This window comes from bacterium, assembly GCA_035945995.1.
In the GTDB taxonomy this organism is placed as follows: Bacteria; Sysuimicrobiota; Sysuimicrobiia; order Sysuimicrobiales; family Segetimicrobiaceae; genus DASSJF01.
The window spans coordinates 24785-41641 of record DASYZR010000111.1; the positions used below are offsets into that span (position 1 = coordinate 24785).

Sequence of the window (16857 nt, forward strand, 5' to 3'; positions counted from 1 at the left end):
CCAGAGGGTGATTCGCGAAGCACCGTGCCTGCTAGATGTTGAATTTGTAGCAGTACTTCGGCGTCACCCCCCCGACCTGGCCCCACCCGACATGAGAGGCAAAAACGGACCACTCGTTGGCCCATTCCTCGCACGTTTGTGTCTCCTCTTTGAGTAGTTTCTCCTTTCCCCCCTTGGCCCACAGCAGACGATATCCGCCCCACCAGGCGCCGCCGGCGCCGGAGGCTTGCGCGGCCGCGAAGCCCTTGAAGTGTTCCTTGAGGGCCGTGCTCCCGCCTTGCTTGCTCCATCGAAGACCGCCGGCCGGCACGGTACTCACGTCGTGCTTGGATTCGAATACGTAGGTGGTATAGCCGTCGGCACTCACCAACATCAGGACAACACGGAGAATTCTGTACGGCTCCTGGCGTTTATAGTCGACGGCAAAGGCGTACTGGCCGTCCGGGTGAACGGTCAGTTTGACTCCTCCTGTTCCGTTCTTGAAACGCCAATTCACTATGATCGGTCCCGTGCCGGGGGCGACAGCTCGTCTTGGGGTCATTTCCACTGGCTTTTCCGCCGCGACCGACGGCGTCGCGCCGGGCGGCGGAGGCGCCGCAGCAACAGAATTGGCAAGGAGCATCCACGTCGAAAGCATCGATACGAGCCGAAGATATCCCATTATGGTCTCCTCCGACTCGGCATGCGATCCCTACCGGCGGTCACGGCATGACCGTTGGCATGACAGTCGGCACCGAGACGCTCGCACCTGTCGTAGTGAAAAGCCGTGTGCTTCCGCCGGCGTGGAAACCCGTCACCCTTGGGTTGATCACAGGGACCGTCGGCGCTGTGTTGATCAGGATAAACCGTGACTCTTGATGCTGCTTGCATAACAGGTTGGGATCCTTCAAGGTAAACGTTATCAGGGCTCCCGGTGCGCGGCTTCGCGTGGCTTGTTGAGGCGCCACCGTGCCCAATCCATCTGTCCGGTAGGCAACATTGAATGCTGCACTCGAGAAATTCGCCGTCGCGATTCGGTTGATAGCGCCTGGACCTGAGGTGCGGCGGATGCGATAGTAGAAGTCGAGTCCCCCCCCCGTGCTCGACCGAACCACTCGGTCTTGCAGCTGGCCCGTGCACAGAACTGCCCCATTCTTCTTGATCGTGAACGGCAGCGATGCGTCGTGGATCACGGTACCTGCCAAGCCTGGCTCTGCGGCGGCGCTCGTTGCCGGCACCGCGATGCTCCCACCCGGTGGGAGAGAAACCGATACGGCCAGCGCGGCTGCCGTTGCTGACAAGACAAGCGCCGCGGCGATCCCAGTTGCCAGCCGTCCTTTATCTCGTGCAAATCCCCTTGTCAAAGCGTCAACCCTCCCCTCCTATGTCGATCCTGCAGAGGATATGAACCTGACCCCCAATACGTGATCGCCTTCCATTCCTGGGGCCGGCCATGAGCGCATGCGCATTTCGGTGCGCCCACCCGAGTCTTAGAGGTGCGCTGCCACCCACGCGGCCAGTGTTCCTTCTTGCTCGACCATTTGAGATGTCAACGTTCCCTTCGGAAGAAGGTGGATATCGAAGTGCGCCGTCGGTCCCGTGCTGGCGACAACAGAATGGGCAGGCGTAATGTTCGCTGCCGCATCTGCCGCGGGCAACATCACCGCCGAGGGCATCGCAGAAGCAGAACGGGCAAGAAACACCCAGACTGCAAAAAGTGAAGCCAGGCGAAGGTGTCCCATCACGGCCTCCCCGACTCGTCACGCGTCCGCAACGCCTGCAGCACCCTGCGCAGACCCCATCGTAGGTCGGATCGGGAGCGCCTTTACGGATGCCAAGGCGGCGCCGATATGGCGACGGCGTCGTTCGCGTACTCGCGCAGATGCTGAAACGAGACAAACCCATACCCGGCGTTGCCGAAGCCTGTGCCAACCTCGCCCTCCCATCGCTGCGCCATGGGCCCCTCCCTTTCCCGCAAGGGGTGCGGGAAAGTTAGGCGCCCGCCCGTCGACGAGCCGATCGTGCGGCTACTTCTTGCTGACGCATCTTCCCCTATTCGCATCCCACGTGTCTTTGGCTCCACACTTTGTCTCAACCCACTTGACTGCCCCGGTTGGCAGGGTGATGAGGAGATGCCGGGAACTCTTATTGTTGTCGGTCAACAGGTGGACCCTCGGGTCGGTATTTATCCCCACAAATTTGCCTTTTCCCTTGACACCGTCGCCCTTGATCAGATCGGCAGACCCATGCATCGTCACTGGCGAGAAAATGGGCCACTCGTGCGAACCCTTGACGACCTGGTTGGTGTCGTTTTCGATGATGAATTCCGTCTGCCAGCCGAGCTTGCCGTTGCCCAGGTCACCGGCGACTAGCTTGTAGGACGGGCAGTCTGAGCTTTCGGCCTGATCGCATTTCCATTGTGCGTGTTGGGTGATGTCGACCATGTTCGTGCACTCGTAGCCACCGTTCAGATCCAAGCCTCCCTTGGCGTTGCAATACCACTCCTCGATGGAGATGAGGTCGCCGGGCCTCGGAGTGAATCGTGTTCCTGCGGTGTCGATTCCCTTGTTGCTGTGAGGGTCAAAAGACTGGCGGTGAATCCCAAATGATGCGGTTGTCGCCGTCGTACGTACGTCGATGAGGGCTTGGAAAACATTGTCGAGCCCGTTCCATATCGTCATCGCGGCAGTGGGACCGGGCGTCACCTTTGGGACAACGACGGTTGCCGAACTCGCCCCGTAACTGAGTGTCTCAGCGGACGTCGCCTTCTTTTGGTAGGAACCTTGAAGGATGACCCCGGTCCAGCCAGACGACGGGGTCGTGTAGACCTTCGCGTTTAACACGGGGGCCGGCAAAGTTCGGTCAGTACGGAGCTCGTGCACCGGCACGCTCGCCGCAGCCAGCCACCTTTGGTACGCGTCCGGATTCTCTGCCGGATCGGGGCGCAGCCCGTAGCCTGCCTTTACCAGTTCTTCCGGCGTGAAGCGACGCGGGTCGCCGGTAAGTGCTGGCCGAACCGCCAGAGTCGTGCGCGATGCGTCAAACGGGCGCGGTTTGAAAGTCGCCTCCGAGCGAAGATCGACGGAATAGGTCTTGGTCCGTTTATTGGTATCGGTGCAATCGAGCGCCAACCGCTCGACGCTGCTCGGCAGCTTTGGACGCACCGCGAGAAAGCGGGCCACGCCGTCCTCTTCGGCATTGATGTGGAGTGACTGCCGCGGGTCGTTGTTCCCCGCGGGGTGGAGCATGCAGTTGCTGCCCGGGAGAACGGCGACCGAGGCCTCCTCAAATTGCCCCGCATCGCCTGGCGCCGCGGCGGAGCGCGCGATGTTGGGGTACATCGCCAGACCGACAATCAGCACAAACGCACACGCTACGCCGCGGCGACCGGAGGATCCGTGCCGTACCATGGCAGCCTCCTGAAAATAGGAAATTTTGCGTTTCAGCCGACGCGATCAGTTACCACACGATAATGGGGCCATTCGGAGAACCTTCGCAATACCACGCTCGCCAGGATGCCCAGAACCACTTGTCGTCCTCTTTCACTTTGCATCGCCGCATCTGGCCTGGAGTTGTTTTCTGTCTTCAACGCTCGCCCCAAACTCATATGACCCGTACCAGGCGTGCTGAGAAAATGTCTTGAAGGCGTTCTTGAGCACGGCGCTCTTGCCGTGCTTACTCCATCCGGAGTGAGCGCCTGCGCTCAGTGATTGGTTCCTTTCTGCATAACAACGCATCAGTGCTTGGGGCGCGGGGCGCGCCTGGCTGACGGCCAGGGCGGCGCCTTTATGGCGATGGCGTCGTTCGCGTACTCGCGCAGATACTGAAACGAGACAAACCCATACCCGGCGTTGCCGAAGCTTGGGCCAAAACTGTTCCGAAAGATGAAATACCCGCCGCCGGGAAAGGCGCGCGATTCGTGGAACCCGACCAAGTCGATGGAATGGCCGTCGAACATCGGCGGGTTGGGGCCTGAATTGGCACTGCGGGGATAGTCCTTGAGTAGCGGAACGCCGTCGACGGTCACCGTGGCGAAGTTCGTGAGCCACCAGATCCCCGTGGCCACGGGCCGGCCGGAACGGAGCGTCGCCAGCACGCGCTGCAGCTCCGCGGGGGTCATCCCCTTGGTGTTGTCCCAGACCTTGAGGGTAGTAAACGGGTATCGGACCGGAAACATCGCCTTGGCCGCGGCGATGGTCGAGGCGCTCGGCGTCGCGGGATGGGTGGGATCGTACGCCGGCAGGTACGGCATGCTCGCGTTTGGCGCGATCCCCCACGTCTGATACCCACTGATCATCTTCGTGAAGAATCCGCCGTCGCTGTCTTCGCCGGTCGCTTTGTTGCCCGCTCAGTTGAGATACTCCTCCGACAGCGCAGCCGCGCTCCCGTGTGCGCTGGTCATCGCGGCCCGCTGGTACTCGATCAGAAACGTCGTCGCAAACACGGTGCACGTGCCGCGATTCCCCTGATCGCGCACGGCGAGGGCGCGGCGCATGATGATGGGGCGAAGGTCGACCTCCGGCGCGCGACCGGAGGCGAAGTGCTCTGTGAAGGTGACACGGACCGGTACCGCGGGTCGCCAGTTGGGGTTGCGTCCGGGGTTGGCCGTGGAGATTGTCTGCGGCGGATGTGGTGCGAACGTCGGCGACGGCGTGACTTTCACAGCCGTCTGGCTCGTGATCCGCACGGTGGACGTGGCCGCGTCCCATAGCACGTCGGCGCCGAGCGCCTGACTCACGATACGAAGCGGGACCATCGTGCGGCCGCCGACGAGCACCGCCGGCACGTCCAAAAACTGCGGAGCTCATTTACGGACGCCCCTGTTGACCCGATCCTGAGGGCAACACGGGTTGCGCCGTGCTGCGCAAGCACCGTCTGCGACGCCGAAGCCCAGGCGACCGTCGCTTCCAGGCGTTCGAAGGCACCGCGCAGAGGAACGAGGACCCTTCCCTTCGTGATCACCGGCGCCTGATCGAATTGGACAACACCGCCGTCAACAAGAACCCGGACGGACCGCGTCGGGGTTTGCGCGATTGTCTGTGAGGTGAGGCCTGCACACAATGCCGCCATCAGGACAGCACCGACGAGCCTCCTGTGGAGTAACTCCGTCTGCGCCGCCACCATTTCCCCTCCCCTCCGTTCTTCTTGCCGGCCACGACCCGCAGCAAAGAGGGCCCCACGCGGTGCGCCGGCAGTGTGGTCACGGGTCAGCGTTGCCGTCTTTGTCCTGATCCTGTTCGCGGGACGTCTGTAAGATCACTTGCCGGCCAGGATAAGCCCCGCGCCAGGAATGGCCCTTCTGGTAAATCTGGAAGTCTGACCCAATAGCGGAATTCTCGCCCTTGCGGCTCCATTTGACGTTCCCGGCCGACGCGATGTTGGAACAACATGGCGGCGGCGGAGAGATTGGGGCTGCCTTTTTCAAACACCACAATCACAGCTTCCAAATACTTGCCCTTCGACTCGGGTTCATAGTTGCCGGAAAACTGGTAGCTGCCGTTCGAGTCAACGAGCAGATGGGCTGATCCTTTTCCACTCTTGAAGGTCCAATTCACCTTGATAGATCGTCCCTTGCCGGCGGGAACCGGATTCTCTGGTGTGGCTTCCACTGCCCGAACAGCCACGGCGACATCGCCGCAGACGGCGGGGACGTTGCAAAGGCAACATTGGCCGGGAACACCCAGACGGCAAGCAGCGCGACCAAACGAAGATGCTTCATCTCGGCCTCCCCGAAATAGCATGCGTTTTCGGCAAGATGTTGGAGCCCCCCCCGAGCGATCGGTCATTCTCGCGCTTGCGCAGACATCCTCCTTGTCAGCCGCCTGGCAGATCGCCGCCGTGCCGACTCCCAATTTTCCTCTGGTCAGAAGGCGCTATCGCGGAAATAACGCGGCCGCGTACCGCAGATCCGGCTGCATCTCGTCAGCCAAAACGTCCGGCGCGTAGATCTCAAGATAATTGACGTGCCGACCAGCACTGTTTCGTTTCATCGCGATATCAATTGATTTTCTGAGGGCAAGGAGAGGATCGCCCTCGGCGCTCATCCTTTTGCTCGCGAATTTAGCAGCCGTTCTCATTTGAAAGCCGGTGACAATGCGTCCGATGTAGCCAATGACGAATTGGTCCTCCGCTTGTGAGTTGGGAGTGTGAGCGCCTTGGCCCGCATGGACATCGTTTAATTGAAGCGTAAATCGTCGCGGCACCACAACAAGAGAGGAACCGCAGAACAGTGGATCAAGGAAGGCAAGCTAGCCGTGAAGATGACACGGCTGAGTTGTCACCGGTTCCGGGCCAACGAGGTGGGCTCGCGCTGAGCGTCATCGCCTACAACCTGGGGAACCTGTGGCGTCGACTCGCCGTGCCGAAGCAGATTGACACCTCGTCGCTGACGAGCTTGCAGCAACGATTGATCAAGACAGGTGGCCGTCTCGTGAAACATGACGGTACTATTGGTTGCTGCTGGCGGAAGGGCACCTGACGCGGCGGTTATTCGGGACGATCGTGCAGCGGCTGGCCACGCCTACCGGGGCCCGCAGGGTAGCAGACGCCATCGTTGCAGCCGCCGTCAGCGGCAAGGAGGCCGAGGGGCATGGTGTCCGAGAAATCGGCTGTCAGCGCGACCGTGCTGAGCTTTGGGGGTTTCAGGGGTCCCCGAACAGGCCTTCGCATGGGCCACATGATAGAGTCCGGACGAAGAACCTGGCCGGGCTCCGCAAATGGAAGGAGTCGAGGGCCAAAAAACAGAAATCCCGGTCAACGATCAGCCTACCATCGAGGCAGAATGTAGACTAGGCTACTGGTCACTCATCTGGCAAAGCTTACCTAGGAATCAACGGCGTCGCACTACCCTTCTAGCCGTATCATGCGTCGATTGGGCGTGCTCCCGATCGCGTGCCGATTAGGGGGTGTTACGACGAAACGTCTATATCTCGTTTCCCTGCTTGGCGTCTGGGTGCTCGTTGCCGGTACCGCCGCCCCTGCGGCGCCCAAACCGCCGACGGAGGCGTGCACGCTGCTTCCGGTCGCGCAGGTCGGCAAGGCATTCGGAACGCCGTTCCACGTCACCACCCGCAATGGGGAGATCGCGCCGCTAGGCCGCAACACCGCCCCGGGATCGCAGTGCAGCTACACCTCCAAGAAGCGGCTCCCGGGCTTCCGCGAACCCGGTGGAAACCTGGGGATCTGGTACGTCGTGTACGTGGAGTCATCGACGGCCGTCGCTCGGAACGTGTTCACGAGCTGGCGGTCGTTCATCGACCGAACCACGGGCCGGACCACCACGGTGGCCGGCATCGGCGATGCCGCATTCCGCGACCCCAATTATGTCCTTCATGTGCGCACAGGAAAGGCGCACTTCGACATGGGCTTCAACCCGGGGGGCTATAAACCCCCGAACGACCAGCAAGAACGACAACGAGATCTGGCCCAGTGGGTGGTACGGCACCTCTAAGACGGTCGCGCCAGAGTACGCACCCAGGCCAACCCGCGGCAATTGGGCGTCAAGCCGTCGATCTCAAGAATACACGAGTTGCAACGAAGGGGTCGCGAACCGTATGAGGCGGACGTGGGTCTCGCTTAGGGAATTGGTCCCACACCGCAGGTCGTCCGGTTGGCGCCAACGGCGAGCGACACAATGGTTTGCCTGCCCGCTCGGTCGGGATCGCCCAGCCCGAACGGGTCGATGGGTTGGACGGCAGCGCAAGCGTGGATCGCCGCGATGAAAAAGGCCAACTATCTGAGTAGTCGCCAATGGAGTCTGCCCGCGACGAAACTTCCGGACCCGACCTGCAGTCAGAAGCCCAAGTCCGCGGCCTTCGGCTCCGGTTTGCAAGAGCAGCCAGATGGAAGACCTATTAGCGTGGGGGAACTTTCCGGCCCGGAGTGGCGCTAAAGAACGCGGTGCAGAGCGGCGGCGGTTACCAGGGTTCCCGGACGGCCGGTTGCATAGGACATCCGCGAAAGAGCGCGAACAGGCACTTCCAGTTTCCGGTAACGGCGGATACGGATCGCATGCCGATTCGGGGGGGCACAATGAAAGTTCTCCGCCTCGTTTCCGTCCTTGCGGTGTGCGTAGTCTTCACCGGCCCAGTCTTTGCAACACCCGCGCCGCCCGGTGTCACGCCGTCGCTGGCGGCGGAAGTGCCGGTGGAAATCACCCCGGTACATTCCGTGGCGCACGGCAACGGACCGATCGTAGTAAACTGGCACTTCAAGAACGGGACAGGATTAGTGAATCTGACCGTCAGTCCTGACGGCGCATACCGTTTTTCAGGCGACTATAAACGCAAAGAACCGGGCAAGATTTTCCACGTTGAACTTGCGTTGAAAAGCCGCGTGGGCGCGGTCTACCTGTTCCGGTATACGGGAGACGCATCGAACGCGGTTCGATGGAGTGAGAAAAGCGGGAGCGCCATTCTCAAAGAGGACTTCAAGTATTTCGCGCCGGGCCATGAATGGGCCGGGACATACGGCTTGAGCTTGACGGCGGAGGCGAAAAAGCGGCTGCGCGAGCAGCAGAAGGATACTTGTCAGACGATGTGGCGGGCAATCGGCTGGAGCTCGGCTGCGTCAGTCAGCTTCCCAAAGTACTGCAAGCAATTTAACACGGCGTGGTAGCATCGGCGTTCCGCAACCCGACTGATCTGACCACGAATCGCATGCCGATTCGAAGGGGGCCGAGATGAAATATCTTCGTCCTATAGGTTCGCTACTTCCAGTCTTGATGTTCCTCGGCAGCTCTGTCTCAGCGACGACCCCGCCGCCCACCGGGACGGCTCCCCCCGAGGCACATGTGCGAGTGGAAACCACCCCGGTACATCATGTGGCGCACAGCAACGGACCGATCGTAGTGAATTGGCATCTCAAGAACGGGCAGGGACAGGCCAATGTGCTCGTCAACCCAGACGGCACATATCTCTTTTCGGGTAACTATACACGCAAAGAACCAGGCAAGATTCTCGATCTTGCGCTCTTGCTGAAAAGCAAGAAGGCCGGCGTGTATATGTTTCGTTACGTGGGGGACGTGTCGCGTGGCGGCGTTCGGTGGAGCGCGCACGGCAAGAGCGCCATCCTCAAGGACGACTTCAAGGATTTCGCGCCCGGGCATGACTGGGCCGGGACGTATGGCTTTTCGTTGACCGCCGAGGGGAGAGAGCAGCAGCGCAAGTATCAGCTGGCGGTCTGCCACGGGCAGTATTGGGGCGCGAGTCAGGCGGACTATAGGCTCTGGCAAAAGTACGAATGGAAGTCGGGATCGATAATGGACCCGAAGTTCTGCGCACAGTATGGCCTTTAGATGAGACAGGCTCCCGACGCGCCCGATTGACAATAGTCTTGACGGTCTGACGCCGATCGCGTCGCGACTCGGAGGAGGCCACGATGGGACGTCTTCGCCTAACAGGTTCGCTGCTTGCAGTCTGCGTGTTCCTTGCCCGTTCTGCCTTTGCGACGACGCCGCCCCCCGTTGCGGGGCCTTCGCCGGTGGTAGGGGCACCAGTAGAAGTTACCCGCGCACATCATTCTGTGGCCGACAAAGACATTGCGGCTGGCAAGAAACCTATCATTGTGAATTGGAACTTCAAGGACAAGCAAGGGTTCGCGCATCTCATCGTTAATCCGGATGGCACCTATCTGTTTTCGGGCAACTACCGGCGCGGGGTGCCGTTCGAGGATCTCGACGTTGTACTGTTGTTGATGACCGGTAAGGGCCGCGCCTACGTGTTCGAGTACAGCCACAGCGTGAACACGGTGCCGGCCGGCGGTCTGGTGTGGAGCAAGCAAGGCCAGAGCGCACTTCTCAAGGACGATTTCAAGAATTTCGCGGCCGGGCATACATGGGGAGGCGCATATCGTCTCATATTGACTGCTAAGGGGAAGAAAGCGCAGCATCGACTCTGCACGACATTGCTTAACGATAACAGTTGGAGCTGGGGAGGTTACGGGCAGGAAGACTGGGGTTGGCACGCTCCGGCATACTGCCACAAGTTTGACATCTATTAGCACGGCGCTTCGCGGTGCGCCGGCCACGTCACGCACGATCTGGGCCGCGGGCCTGATGTCGTGCACCAGGCTGCACGACTCCCCCGCCCACATCGGGTGGACGGCGTGATGTGGCTCGACCCAGGCGATGATGGCCGCATACCGAACAGCTGGGGCTCGGAGTATTCAGTACGCCACGTCGCCGTCGAACCGAGGATGGTCGCAGCGACCATGGTGCCGATCTCGCCGTCCGACTTCGCCAGGTGCGCCCGGGTCTCGATCACCCGCGCTACCAGGGCCTGCACCTTCTCCTCACTGCTCATCAGCCGATTAACTGTGCCGTTGGGAAGGCCGCCGCTGTGGCAGGCTACCACGTTTCAAACAACAGCGAGCAGGAACGCGAAGGCCGCGCGGAATACGCTTCTGTAGTCGCACCTGTGACTACCCCGCGAGTGCCCGAGACCAGGTCGGGCGTGTAGCCCACGCGAGAGGAGCGCACACCATGCAACTCGGCTTCTTCCTTCCCATGATTGGCACGGCCGCCGACCCGCAGGCGGTCGTCCAAGTCGCTCGCAAGGCAGAAGAGTTGGGCTACGACAGCGTGTGGGTCACGGAACGCCTGATGTACCCGCTGACGCCCCAGTCGCCGTATCCGGGTAGCCCTGATGGCTCGTTGCCCGACGTGTACAAGCGCGCCCTCGATCCTGTTGAGACGCTCACGTTCGTCGCAGCCCACACCAGCCGGGTGGCCCTCGGGACGAGCGTCCTGGACATGCCGTACTACAACCCGGTGATGCTGGCCCGACGTCTGACCACACTGGACATCCTCTCAGGCGGGCGACTCCGCGTCGGGCTCGGCCAGGGGTGGTCGAAGGACGAATACGACGCCGTGGGTGTGACACCAAAGGGTCTGGGCCGACGCGCGGACGAGTTCCTCCAGGTTCTCAAGGCGATTTGGACCACCGATCCGGTGGAGTTCCACGGCCGGTTCTTCCACGTGCCAAAGTCGATCATTCAACCGAAGCCGGTCCAAAAGCCACACCCACCCATTTACCTCGCAGCATACTCACCGAGCGCCCTCAAGCGCGCGGCGACGCTGGCGAACGGCTGGCATCCTACCGGAGTGCCGCTCGATGGCCTGAAACAGATGATGGCCGGGCTTAAGAGCATGGCGCAGGCCGCCGGGAGGGACCCGGCTGCGGTCGAGGTCATCGTCCGCGCGAACTTGTTGATCTCGCCGCGTCCGTTAGGAAAGGATCGGTGGATGTTTGCGGGCGCGCTGGACGAAATCAAAAAGGACATCGCCACCACCAGGACGCTGGGGGCCAGCGCCTTGGTCGTCGACCCGACGTTCTCCTCGGACGTGAAGTCCGCTGCCGATTTCATCAGAATCATGGAGCAGATTCGCGGGCTCGCATAGCATCTGACGGGGCCGGGGCTCCATGATTTGGGGCCTGGATGCGTCCACCAATCATCCACGGCCTCGGGCCCGATCTGTCAGCCGCCCCACCAGGCGACGAGCCGCGCGCGCTGCGGCACCACGAGGTACCCGCGGCCCCGCACGGTGCCGATGGCGTCCAACGTCACATCGAGCAAGAACGACCGCATCCCCTGGCCAGCGTAATCCCGTCGCGTTCTCGCCATGACGGAACCTTGCATCGCCGCTTCGACGTCCGCTTCGGGGTAGACGGTGCGGTACCGGAGTGTGATCTTCACGTCCCTGACTCCTCGTATCACGTAGACATTCGCAAGTCAATTCTTCGCAAAGGAGCGTGACCAACAATGCCCTTCGAAACAACGTGGCCTCCCCAGCAGCCGAATCAGGAATGGCTCGACGCCATCTGGAGGACGATGACAGTCGGAAATCCCGACTACTCGACCCTACGTGGCCGGGCGCTGTCGGCCTCCCAGAACCTCGCGACGGCCGGAAACGCGCCGGGCGCGACGGGGGTTGGAGCCTCCACGCAGTACGGTGGGACAGGGCCGACGGTGACCGCTGTTCCGAAGGCCACCGCGACGGCCCGGCCAGCGGCCACCGCGCAGCCGTCCGCGACGGCGGCGGGCGGCACGACATCGGCCAGTGCGCGGCCGGGACACCGTACTCGCTACTTGCCACGCAGAGCACGGCCCCGACTCCGGCCGGGATACCTCCGACGCTCAATCCTGCGACCGTGAAGCAGATTTGGAAGGTCATGGCCGATCAGGGCGGGCCGCAGGCTGGCGGGACGGCCGGTGGAACGGGCACCCAGGAGAAGAACCAATCAGGCGATTTGAACATCAGCGGGAGGAGCGACAGCGCAGACGCGGTAAACGCGTAACCCGCACCGATCCGAACCGTCCAGAGGGGGAGGGGTCGCAACAACCCTCCCTCCTCGACGGATTGGTCAGCCGGGGCTATGTGTGCGCGGGCACGAAGACCGAGACCCCGTTCACCATTCCGGCGTTGGAATATTGCCGGTTCGTTTCGATGGTGAATGCAATGCCCAGCACTTCGTAGATGTCGTACTTCTCGTTGCCCAAAGTTGTCGTCCGGCTCGGAGGACCAAGGCGCATGCCAACGGCCTGCTCTCGGTTCCCAATCGCGAGACCGTCAGGCGTGTGGTATCGCTCATCGGGTGACGGGGCCATGATCTCGATGATCTTCCCTCTGGCATCTGCGACGGCCCGGAAGCCTGTCTGATTTGACACCCCAGCCCTGGCCGGGGCTGACCAAATGTAGATCGTTGCGCCTTCCAATTCCTGTTTCGGGAGCACGCTTGAGGACAGCGTGGATCGGCTCTCCTGGGGATTCCCGAGAACCTTGACCGCCTCCGTGATTGTCATGCCAAGCCGGACCTCGCCGATCCCTTGTCCTGGCACCACGAGAAACGGATCGGTAGGCACATGAGCCGTTCCCGACGATGCAAGGCCGAGCAGTAGAACGACAATCCCCGCAATCACTGCTGCGCTTCGCATTTCACCTCACCTCCCAGACGACGTAGTGCCCGAGAAACAGCAGAAACGGTCACCCCAAGTTGTCTAGCGGCCTCGCCCCTGCTCATCGTTCCCGCCTCGATCGCCGGTTTTCGGGCAAGCAAGTTGCCGTTTAGTTTGCAGGGCCTGCCTAGGGTCTTGCCCTGCTTCTTGGTCCTTGCCATCCCGGCCCGGACGCGCTCGGCAATCAGGGCCGTCTCGAACTGCGCGAATGACGCTTAACTTCATAACATGCGTATAGCTCATTGCCACGGTATAGCGTAATATCTATATCACAGGCTCTGGATCGTCGAAGATCAGCGGGACGCTGTCCGGGCACTCCATGCCCGGCAATGAATTGTTCGAGTTGCGGCCTCGCGCGCTCGATGGCGTCGGCAACGTAGTCGCGGACGATGCGGCGCATGGCAGGGCCTTGCACGGCGGGCGGCGGACCTGCCGAACGAACAAATAATTGGAGAACATTGATGTGCGGGGCTTATGCGCTCTCGTTTCTTCGGGAAGGAGAGACAACCATGACGAGTAAGTCGAAGGAAAAGCCAGCCGCTGGTATCTCCGACACATCGGCGATGTCAGTGGTGGTTGACCGCGCCACGTGGCAGGCTGAATTGGATGCGCTGCGGGTTCGGGAGAAGGCGCACACTCGCGCAGGCGACGTGATTGCGGCCGCCCGTCGGCGGTTACCCATGGTGGAGGTAGACTCCACCGTTACGCTTGTGGGCCCGCACGGACCGGTGACGCTGCTGGACGTATTCGAGGGCCGTCGACTGCTGATAGCCTACTATCACATGTGGTACGCTGGCGAACCTGCGCCTGAACAGTGCGAGGGTTGCACCTTGTATACATCGCAGGTCCGCGAATTGTCCTACCTTCATTCCCGTGATGTCACCTACGCTGTGTTGTGCCAAGGCCCCTACGACGAGAGCGTCCGGTACCGAGACTTCATGGGCTGGGACGTGCCCTAGTATTCGGCGCAAGACTCTGCTGGCGCTCTGCTGACCGGGCGGGAAGTCGGCCATTTCTATCTGGTGTGCTATCTACGCCACGGCGACAGGGTGTTCGAGACCTACTGGACCACCGGCCGAGGCGTCGAGGTGATGGCCCCGGGCTACGCTGGGCTGTTAGACCTGACCGTGTATGGGCGGCAGGAGACATGGGAGGACTCGCCCACCGGTTGGCCGCAACGCTGGGGAAAGAACACCCGCGAGCCCAATCCATACCGCACCCACGGGCGTCCCATCGCCCAGTGGCCACGCCTGGAAGCCGGGCGCTCCGACGACCTCCGCTGAGCCGCTGAGCGCCGACGTCTGTTCCGGGGTGGGACGTGTGCCGCGCTCGTCTGTTGATGCGGGCCAGCCGGTAGGCTCGAAGCCAACCGCCCCGCCGGGGTCCGTGAAGATTAGGCGGCACGGCGTCCCGACATTTCGGTGTCCGGCAACGAATTGTTCGAGGTTCGGGCTCGCGCGGTCGATGGCAGCGGCGACGTAGTCGCGGACGATGCGGCGCACAAGGATGGCCTTCGCCCGCCGCGTGGCCTTCCTGCCGTACGAACACCGGCGGTGCAGGGGTGACCAATCTCGCCAGCCGAAGGTACGTGTCGCTTTCATGCCCGTCCCGAGTAGGGTGACGCGGTAGACGACCTGACCCGGCGTGACCAGCAGCGTGCGCTACGCAAACTACAGGGCCCCATCAAGGCCAGGCACGCCCGGATGCGCCCGCCGCAGGACGTTTGGTTCTGGCCCCTGCGGCACGGCGTGCAGGGCTTTCTCGGCACCGGCGCGGCGGCTACGGCGACGGCGCTCATAGGATCGGCCGGTGCGCGACGTCCCCCACGGGGGACGTTGTGACCACGCGAATGCTAAAGCGACTCGGCGTCCAGGTCTGGCGATGGCTGCCCGGCTGGGCGCGCGGCGCGCTGACATGGTGCCTCAACGCTCACTTCATCGTTGGCGCCGTCGCGATCGTCGAGGACGGCGAGGGCCGCGTCCTCCTGGCCCGTCACACCTACCGGCGGTCGTCACCGTGGGCGCTGCCCGGCGGGTGGGTGCGGCGCGGAGAGGACCCGAGCGAGACCATTGTCCGGGAGATCGCGGAAGAAACCGGCCTGACCGTCGAGGTGCTCGTTCCGCTCACCGTCCAGCGGGAGAGCCCTTGCCACCTCACCATCGTGTACGCCGCCCGCGTGATCGGCGGCACGTTCCGACCCAGCACCGAGGTCGCCGAGATACACTACGCGGCGTCCGGCACCTGGCCGGTCGGTCTCCGCGAGGATCACCGCGTGCTGATCGAGCGGTTCGTCCACCATCGAGGCGCTCGGCACCCGTAGCGGCGGGGTGTTCGACGTCGAACGCCACGGCAACCCGTCGTCGGCGTGACCCCGGGAGCGCCAAACACGCTGGCGTTTCCCCACCGGCTGTCCCGCTGGTCGGCCGGTCGCAAAGCCCGGTCACGGTGCGCCAAAAAAACTCCTTTGGCGCGCCGGACGACAGTCTGCGGAACGTGCAGATTATTGGGTTTTCCGGGGGCTACTTTCCACTAGGTTTTGGCGCGCCCTCGGCGGGCCGCTGTGCCGCCGGGTGGGCTAGGTGGGCGCCTGACTACCTTCCTCGACGGCCGCGCTGGCCAGAAGCCTCCGTAGCGTGCCGTCGCCGATGCCGAGCGTCCTGACCGCCGCCCGGCGGCGGCTTGAGTCCCCGGCCAGCACGCGCGGCCGCCGCGCCGCCTGGCACTCCCCGAAACCGTGAACCGGCGCCTCCGCCCGCTGATGACGACGTCCCCCAGGGGGGACGCCCGGCCATACCATGACGGACGTCACGCTGGTCGTCGACGCGGCCCTTGGAGCCCGTCGAGCCCCAGCCGGTCGATCGCCCCGGCTTCCCGGTGCGCTCGTTGGAGGTCGGCGCTCACGAGCGACGAGTAGCGCAACGTGGTGTTCAGGCTGTTGTGGCCCAACATGCGCCTCGTCTCGTCGATCCCGACGCCGTTCCGGAGCCACATGGTCGCGGCGAGGTGCCGCAGCGCGTGCGGGTGCAGCCTCCGCTCCGTCGGCAGTCCAGCGCGGGCGCTCAGCCGGTGCAGCACCGTGATGAGGCCGCGGTTAGTGAGCGGTCGCCCGTCCCGCTGGCAGAATAGCCATGCCTCGGGCGTCGGTTGCGGGTGAATCGACAGCCATGCCCGGAGTGCCCGCGCTGTTGTGGCTCCTACGAAGACGGTCCGGTCCTTTGCGCCCTTGCCACTTCGAACGAACAGCGACCGCTCGTGCGGGTGCCAGTCCTCGACCAGGAGGTGCAGTCCTTCGCTGCGGCGCAGGCCCGCGTCGGACATCACGAGAATCGTTGCGCGATTACGGAGCCCCTCGGCCGAGTCCAGGCAAGCGCGCAGGACAGCCGCGAGTTCCTCTTCTGTCGGCACGGCGGGAAGCGTCTTCGGGGTGCGGACGGCGAGCCCGTCCAGCGGATTGACCCGCAACGCGCGGATCGCGATCAGCCACCGGACGAACGTCTTGATGGTCCGGTACGCCTGATGATGCGTGGATGCCGAGACGGCTCGCTCCCGGAGGGAGACGAAGAACTTCGTAGTCGCGATGGCGTCGAGGGCGGCGGTGTCCGGGATCACAGCCGCGAGACGATCCAACCAGAACCGGTAAACCTCGATGGTACGGACCGAACAACCGTTCACTTGCTTTTGGAGCAGGAACGCCTCGGCGGCCTCCGCGATAACACGCGGCGGCTTGTTGGCGCGCATGACATCCCCCCTGCGTCCCGTCCCCTGGGACGCCCTCGATTGTGCGCGAGGATGAGGGACTTGTGCGCGCCTCGCAACGGTCTCGGTTGTGACCCGGGATGGGCCCCTGCTTTTCCAGGCCGTTTCCCGGGGGCCTTAGAGCCCGCAAAGCCTTGGCATTCAAGGGCTGGTGGAGACGACCGGATT

The 16857-nt window shown here is 62.8% G+C and carries 19 protein-coding genes and 1 pseudogene; 7 read left to right on the top strand and 13 right to left on the bottom strand.

What is annotated here, in order from left to right; translation table 11 throughout:
• Positions 1–31 precede the first annotated feature (31 nt).
• The 9 genes from VGZ23_12380 to VGZ23_12420 form a co-directional block, all read right to left on the bottom strand.
• Positions 32–661, bottom strand: coding sequence for a hypothetical protein (locus tag VGZ23_12380; GenBank protein ID HEV2358386.1), 630 nt, complete (start codon positions 659–661; stop codon positions 32–34).
• Between the two features lie 808 nt (positions 662–1469).
• On the bottom strand, positions 1470–1721 hold the full coding sequence (locus VGZ23_12385) for a hypothetical protein (protein ID HEV2358387.1): 252 nt from the start codon (positions 1719–1721) through the stop codon (positions 1470–1472).
• A gap of 83 nt (positions 1722–1804) precedes the next feature.
• Positions 1805–1936, bottom strand: a complete 132-nt coding sequence (locus VGZ23_12390; GenBank protein HEV2358388.1) for a hypothetical protein — start codon at positions 1934–1936, stop codon at positions 1805–1807.
• A gap of 70 nt (positions 1937–2006) precedes the next feature.
• Entirely contained in the window at positions 2007–3389 is a 1383-nt protein-coding gene (locus tag VGZ23_12395) for a hypothetical protein (protein ID HEV2358389.1), read from the bottom strand.
• Positions 3390–3715: 326 nt separating this feature from the next.
• On the bottom strand, positions 3716–4276 hold the full coding sequence (locus VGZ23_12400) for a hypothetical protein (GenBank protein ID HEV2358390.1): 561 nt from the start codon (positions 4274–4276) through the stop codon (positions 3716–3718).
• Positions 4277–4327: 51 nt separating this feature from the next.
• A complete protein-coding gene (locus tag VGZ23_12405) occupies positions 4328–4765 on the bottom strand; it encodes a stalk domain-containing protein (protein HEV2358391.1) in 438 nt (145 codons plus the stop codon).
• On the bottom strand, positions 4714–5103 hold the full coding sequence (locus VGZ23_12410) for a copper amine oxidase N-terminal domain-containing protein (protein ID HEV2358392.1): 390 nt from the start codon (positions 5101–5103) through the stop codon (positions 4714–4716). The genes VGZ23_12405 and VGZ23_12410 overlap by 52 nt, the downstream gene beginning before the upstream one ends.
• 83 nt (positions 5104–5186) lie before the next feature.
• On the bottom strand, positions 5187–5603 hold the full coding sequence (locus VGZ23_12415; protein HEV2358393.1) for a hypothetical protein: 417 nt from the start codon (positions 5601–5603) through the stop codon (positions 5187–5189).
• Positions 5604–5852: 249 nt separating this feature from the next.
• The gene (locus VGZ23_12420) at positions 5853–6023 is read right to left on the bottom strand and encodes a hypothetical protein (protein HEV2358394.1); all 171 of its coding nucleotides are present in this window, start codon (positions 6021–6023) and stop codon (positions 5853–5855) included.
• Between the two features lie 908 nt (positions 6024–6931).
• On the opposite strand from VGZ23_12420, the gene VGZ23_12425 reads away from it, so the two are divergent.
• From VGZ23_12425 to VGZ23_12445, 5 genes are all read left to right on the top strand, one after another.
• The gene (locus VGZ23_12425) at positions 6932–7429 is read left to right on the top strand and encodes a hypothetical protein (protein ID HEV2358395.1); all 498 of its coding nucleotides are present in this window, start codon (positions 6932–6934) and stop codon (positions 7427–7429) included.
• A gap of 581 nt (positions 7430–8010) precedes the next feature.
• Positions 8011–8595: a hypothetical protein gene (locus VGZ23_12430; GenBank protein HEV2358396.1), complete on the top strand. Its 585-nt coding sequence runs from the start codon at positions 8011–8013 to the stop codon at positions 8593–8595.
• 181 nt (positions 8596–8776) lie between these two features.
• The gene (locus VGZ23_12435; GenBank protein ID HEV2358397.1) at positions 8777–9274 is read left to right on the top strand and encodes a hypothetical protein; all 498 of its coding nucleotides are present in this window, start codon (positions 8777–8779) and stop codon (positions 9272–9274) included.
• Positions 9275–9357: 83 nt separating this feature from the next.
• On the top strand, positions 9358–9978 hold the full coding sequence (locus VGZ23_12440) for a hypothetical protein (protein HEV2358398.1): 621 nt from the start codon (positions 9358–9360) through the stop codon (positions 9976–9978).
• Positions 9979–10459: 481 nt separating this feature from the next.
• Positions 10460–11377, top strand: a complete 918-nt coding sequence (locus VGZ23_12445; GenBank protein HEV2358399.1) for an LLM class F420-dependent oxidoreductase — start codon at positions 10460–10462, stop codon at positions 11375–11377.
• A 77-nt stretch (positions 11378–11454) separates the two neighbouring features.
• Here VGZ23_12445 and VGZ23_12450 read toward each other — a convergent pair whose 3' ends face one another.
• Together VGZ23_12450 and VGZ23_12455 are read right to left on the bottom strand one after the other, a co-directional pair.
• The gene (locus VGZ23_12450; GenBank protein HEV2358400.1) at positions 11455–11673 is read right to left on the bottom strand and encodes a hypothetical protein; all 219 of its coding nucleotides are present in this window, start codon (positions 11671–11673) and stop codon (positions 11455–11457) included.
• A gap of 678 nt (positions 11674–12351) precedes the next feature.
• Complete coding sequence (locus tag VGZ23_12455) at positions 12352–12912, bottom strand: hypothetical protein (protein ID HEV2358401.1); 561 nt, start codon at positions 12910–12912, stop codon at positions 12352–12354.
• Positions 12913–13496: 584 nt separating this feature from the next.
• Here VGZ23_12455 and VGZ23_12460 point away from each other — a divergent pair.
• Together VGZ23_12460 and VGZ23_12465 are read left to right on the top strand one after the other, a co-directional pair.
• A pseudogene (locus VGZ23_12460) lies at positions 13497–14216 on the top strand (DUF899 family protein).
• Between the two features lie 566 nt (positions 14217–14782).
• On the top strand, positions 14783–15253 hold the full coding sequence (locus VGZ23_12465) for an NUDIX domain-containing protein (protein HEV2358402.1): 471 nt from the start codon (positions 14783–14785) through the stop codon (positions 15251–15253).
• A gap of 255 nt (positions 15254–15508) precedes the next feature.
• On the opposite strand, the gene VGZ23_12470 is transcribed toward VGZ23_12465, so the two are convergent.
• Both VGZ23_12470 and VGZ23_12475 read right to left on the bottom strand, forming a co-directional pair.
• The gene (locus VGZ23_12470) at positions 15509–15742 is read right to left on the bottom strand and encodes a hypothetical protein (GenBank protein HEV2358403.1); all 234 of its coding nucleotides are present in this window, start codon (positions 15740–15742) and stop codon (positions 15509–15511) included.
• Positions 15739–16671 (bottom strand): tyrosine-type recombinase/integrase, encoded by a 933-nt coding sequence (locus VGZ23_12475; protein HEV2358404.1) that lies wholly within the window; start codon positions 16669–16671, stop codon positions 15739–15741. Before VGZ23_12475 ends, VGZ23_12470 begins: the two co-directional genes overlap by 4 nt.
• Between the last annotated feature and the right edge of the window lie 186 nt (positions 16672–16857).

Excerpts from the sequence above, each read along its gene's own strand:
- VGZ23_12410 (HEV2358392.1), bottom strand. The coding sequence starts at position 5,103 with ATGGTGGCGGCGCAGACGGAGTTACTCCACAGGAGGCTCGTCGGTGCT.
- VGZ23_12385 (HEV2358387.1), bottom strand. The coding sequence starts at position 1,721 with ATGGGACACCTTCGCCTGGCTTCACTTTTTGCAGTCTGGGTGTTTCTT.
- VGZ23_12430 (HEV2358396.1), top strand. The coding sequence starts at position 8,011 with ATGAAAGTTCTCCGCCTCGTTTCCGTCCTTGCGGTGTGCGTAGTCTTC.
- VGZ23_12380 (HEV2358386.1), bottom strand. The coding sequence starts at position 661 with ATGGGATATCTTCGGCTCGTATCGATGCTTTCGACGTGGATGCTCCTT.
- VGZ23_12455 (HEV2358401.1), bottom strand. The coding sequence starts at position 12,912 with ATGCGAAGCGCAGCAGTGATTGCGGGGATTGTCGTTCTACTGCTCGGC.
- VGZ23_12475 (HEV2358404.1), bottom strand. The coding sequence starts at position 16,671 with ATGCGCGCCAACAAGCCGCCGCGTGTTATCGCGGAGGCCGCCGAGGCG.
- VGZ23_12420 (HEV2358394.1), bottom strand. The coding sequence starts at position 6,023 with ATGAGCGCCGAGGGCGATCCTCTCCTTGCCCTCAGAAAATCAATTGAT.
- VGZ23_12395 (HEV2358389.1), bottom strand. The coding sequence starts at position 3,389 with ATGGTACGGCACGGATCCTCCGGTCGCCGCGGCGTAGCGTGTGCGTTT.
- VGZ23_12445 (HEV2358399.1), top strand. The coding sequence starts at position 10,460 with ATGCAACTCGGCTTCTTCCTTCCCATGATTGGCACGGCCGCCGACCCG.
- VGZ23_12440 (HEV2358398.1), top strand. The coding sequence starts at position 9,358 with ATGGGACGTCTTCGCCTAACAGGTTCGCTGCTTGCAGTCTGCGTGTTC.
- VGZ23_12390 (HEV2358388.1), bottom strand. The coding sequence starts at position 1,936 with ATGGCGCAGCGATGGGAGGGCGAGGTTGGCACAGGCTTCGGCAACGCC.
- VGZ23_12465 (HEV2358402.1), top strand. The coding sequence starts at position 14,783 with ATGCTAAAGCGACTCGGCGTCCAGGTCTGGCGATGGCTGCCCGGCTGG.
- VGZ23_12400 (HEV2358390.1), bottom strand. The coding sequence starts at position 4,276 with ATGATCAGTGGGTATCAGACGTGGGGGATCGCGCCAAACGCGAGCATG.